At 66.1% G+C, this 3,326-nt stretch carries 3 protein-coding genes and 1 pseudogene; all 4 read left to right on the plus strand.

Features of this window, described 5'->3' with window-relative positions; all coding sequences use genetic code 11:
* On the plus strand, nucleotides 1-310 hold a 310-nt coding region (locus AC2VOU_RS17515; RefSeq protein ID WP_486958513.1), incomplete at its 5' end, for a thiolase C-terminal domain-containing protein.
* Nucleotides 311-363: 53 nt separating this feature from the next.
* Nucleotides 364-1,098: an LppX_LprAFG lipoprotein gene (locus tag AC2VOU_RS17520; protein ID WP_486958514.1), complete on the plus strand. Its 735-nt coding sequence runs from the start codon at nucleotides 364-366 to the stop codon at nucleotides 1,096-1,098.
* A gap of 636 nt (nucleotides 1,099-1,734) precedes the next feature.
* Nucleotides 1,735-2,448: a type I restriction-modification system subunit M gene (locus AC2VOU_RS17525; protein WP_486958515.1), complete on the plus strand. Its 714-nt coding sequence runs from the start codon at nucleotides 1,735-1,737 to the stop codon at nucleotides 2,446-2,448.
* A gap of 2 nt (nucleotides 2,449-2,450) precedes the next feature.
* A pseudogene (locus tag AC2VOU_RS17530) lies at nucleotides 2,451-3,265 on the plus strand (HsdM family class I SAM-dependent methyltransferase).
* Nucleotides 3,266-3,326: the final 61 nt, after the last annotated feature.

Genomic DNA, 3,326 nt, shown 5'->3' on the forward strand with positions numbered 1-3,326 from the left:
GGTCTACGACCTGTCCACCGCGCTGGAGCTCGACTGGTACGAGCACCTGGGCCTGTGCGCCAAGGGTGAGGGTGAGCAGCTGCTGCGCAGCGGCGCCACCACCATCGGTGGCCGGGTGCCGGTGAACCCGTCCGGCGGGCTGGCCTGCTTCGGCGAGGCGATCCCGGCACAGGCGATCGCCCAGGTCTGCGAGTTGACCTGGCAGCTGCGTGGTCAGGCCACCGGCCGTCAGGTCGAGGGCGCCACCGTCGGCGTCACCGCCAACCAGGGCCTGTTCGGGCACGGCTCCTCGGTGATCGTCGCCCGTTGAGCGGTGCCAAGCCCGTGCGACTGACCCGTCTTTCGCCCTCTACGATGTCTGGCATGCGCAGGCTCTCAACCGTTTCGACCGCCGCGAGCGTCGCCGTCGCCCTGGTTGCCGCATGCTCGTCGGCCTCGGAGCCGTCGGCGCCGCCGCCGGCATCCCCGTCGCCGCCGCCGTCGTCCAAGCGGCCCGCGGACCCGCTGCCGGCCGCTGTGCCGCTGCTCAAGCAGTCCACCACCTCCGCCAAGAACCTCCGGAGTGTGCACCTGGCGATGTCGGTGACCGGCGCGGTGGCCGGGATGCCAGTCACGACGTTGGAGGGCGACGTCACCGGGGAGTCCCGCGGTGCGGCCAAGGGCAACGCCACCATCACGGTGATGGGCGCCCCGGTCGGCATCGAATTCGTCGAGACCAGCCGCCGGTTGTACGCGGCGCTGCCCGGCAGCGGGTGGCGGGACTACGGCCGCCTCGGCGAGGTGTGGGACCTGACCGCGACGCTCAGCCCGCAGGCCGGGCTGGCCAATTTGCTCTCCACCATCACCGACCCCAGCGCCGAAGCCCGGGAGGCCATCGACGACCAGCAGACGATCCGGATCGTCGGCAAGGCCGCCCCGGCCGCGGTGAACAAAATCGCGCCGCTGGCGGCCACCAAGCCGATCCAGTCCACGGTCTGGGTCGAGGAGGGCGGCGACCACCAAGTGGTCCGGCTGGACCTGGAGCCCACCAAGGACGACACCGTCGAGACGGTCTTCTCGAAGTGGAACGAATCGGTCACCGTCGACAAGCCGAGGTGATCGCGGGCGGGCGGTGGTCGTATTCCCAGTCGCGGCCATTCCGCCTGCGCTCAGGCGAACAGCATCAACTCCGCGGAGATGGAGGAGTGTGCGCGGACTCGACCAAGGCTAGCTGAGAATGTCAGCTGCGCGCCGCGTGCCGCAACTTACGAAAACTCCACCGCCACATCGGCGTCAGCGGGCGGCCTGGTCTGGCCATCCGCTGATCTGCTCAGGCCTCCCCGGGTGCTCGCATCCGTCAGTGTGCATCCCCAGCGTTGAGTCATCGAAAACCGTCGCCTCGACCGCAGAGTGAAAACCGACCACACGCCGCAGCACTCGCGGACCCGCCGAACCCTGTTACCGACCCCCGGAACGCCGGGTAATTGGTTCGACACGAAGTAGCGCTCCGGGCCGATGCCCTCCACATTGCCGCGGCCATCCGCCTGCGCACCGATTATCTGATGACTCAAGACGGTGGCTTTCCGCTCGGTCAGACCGTCGAGGACGTACAGGTCACGTTACCCGAGCAGGTGTGGCAACCAACGCTGCTGGACGAGCTATAGCCCGAGGCAACGCATGCGTATCCTGCTGCCTTCGCCGTGACCTGACCCTGCGGTGTCACGCCCTGTCGGGTGCACCGCTTAGAGTCCTGTTGTGCTCACCGGCGAGATCAGAAACCAGATCGACCGCATCTGGGATGCGGTGTGGTCGGGCGGCATGTCCAACCCGCTGGAGGTCGTCGAACAGCTCACCTATCTGCTGTTCATCAAGCGGCTCGACGAACTGCAGGACCGGGCGTTGCAGCGTGCAACCCTGCTCAAGCAGCCGGTGCGGGGCAACCCGCTGCCAGTCGGGCGCGACGAACTGAGCTGGAAGCGAATCAAGGACATGCACCCCGATCACGCCTACGACGCCGTGGCCGACCAGGTGTTCCCGTTCATCCGGCAGATGGGCGGCGACGATTCGACGTTCGCCGAGCACATGAAGGACGCCCGGCTGACGATCCCGAGCCCTGGCCTGCTGACCAAGGTGATCGACATGCTCGACGAGATCCCGATGGACGATCTGGACACCAAGGGCGACGTCTACGAGTACCTGCTGTCGGAGATCTCCACATCGGGTAAAAACGGCCAGTTCCGCACCCCGCGGCACATCATCAAGCTGATCGTGGAGATGATGGCCCCCGCACCCGGCGACACCATCGTGGATCCGGCGTCGGGAACCTGCGGGTTCCTGGTCGCCGCTACCGAATATCTGCGGGCGCATCACGCCGATGAGATTGCCGGTGGGCAGTGGCGCAGCCACTTTCACCAGAAGATTCTCACCGGCTTCGACTTCGACCGCACCAGCTGCGCATCGGTACGATGAACATGTTGCTGCACGGTGTCGAGCAGCCCGACGTCCGCTACCGCGACTCACTGGCCGAGGCGAACACCAGTGACGCCGAGAACTATTCGATGGTGCTGGCCAATCCCCCGTTCGCCGGGTCGCTGGACTACGAGAACACCGCCAAAGACCTGCAGCGCATCGTCAAGACCAAAAAGACCGAGCTGCTGTTCGTCGCGTTGTTCCTGCGTCTACTGAAGCTCGGCGGGCGTGCCGCGTGATCGTTCCCGACGGGGTGCTGTTTGGATCGACCAAGGCGCACAAGGAGCTTCGGCGGATGCTTGTGGAGGATCACAAGCTTGATGCCGTGGTGAAGTTGCCGTCCGGGGTGTTCAAGCCGTACGCCGGGGTGTCGACGGCGGTGCTGTTCTTCACCAAGACCGGTTCAGGCGGCACCGATCACGTGTGGTTCTACGACGTGCGAGCCGACGGGTATTCGCTCGACGACAAGCGCACCCCGCTGCTGGACGCCGACAAGCTCGGAACGTTGGCGATGCTCGGCGCTGAGGAGCACGAGAAGAACAACCTGCCGGACGTGTTGCACCGGTGGGGTTTGCGGGATGGGTCCGAGCGTGAACGGGCACGTGCCGAGCAGTCGTTTCGCGTGCCCCGCGAGGAGATCGCCGCGCAGGGCTATGACCTGTCGATCAACCGCTACAAGGAGATCGTCCACGAGGAGGTCGAGCACCGCGCGCCGGTCGAGATTCTCGACGAGCTGGACACGATCGAGGACGAGATCCGCGATGGGATGGCCAAGCTGCGGCCAGGGCGTCGGCAAAGTCGTGAAGTAAGCGTTTGACCTGTGATGTTGCGGGTGTGACACACGGGAGCGGTGTGGCTACAGGACGGGCACGGCAGAG

The organism is Mycobacterium sp. TH-M25, from assembly GCF_057473665.1.

What these genes read in the sequence shown, in the direction of transcription:
- AC2VOU_RS17520 (WP_486958514.1), top strand. Translation starts at nt 364, where the DNA reads ATGCGCAGGCTCTCAACCGTTTCGACCGCCGCGAGCGTCGCCGTCGCC.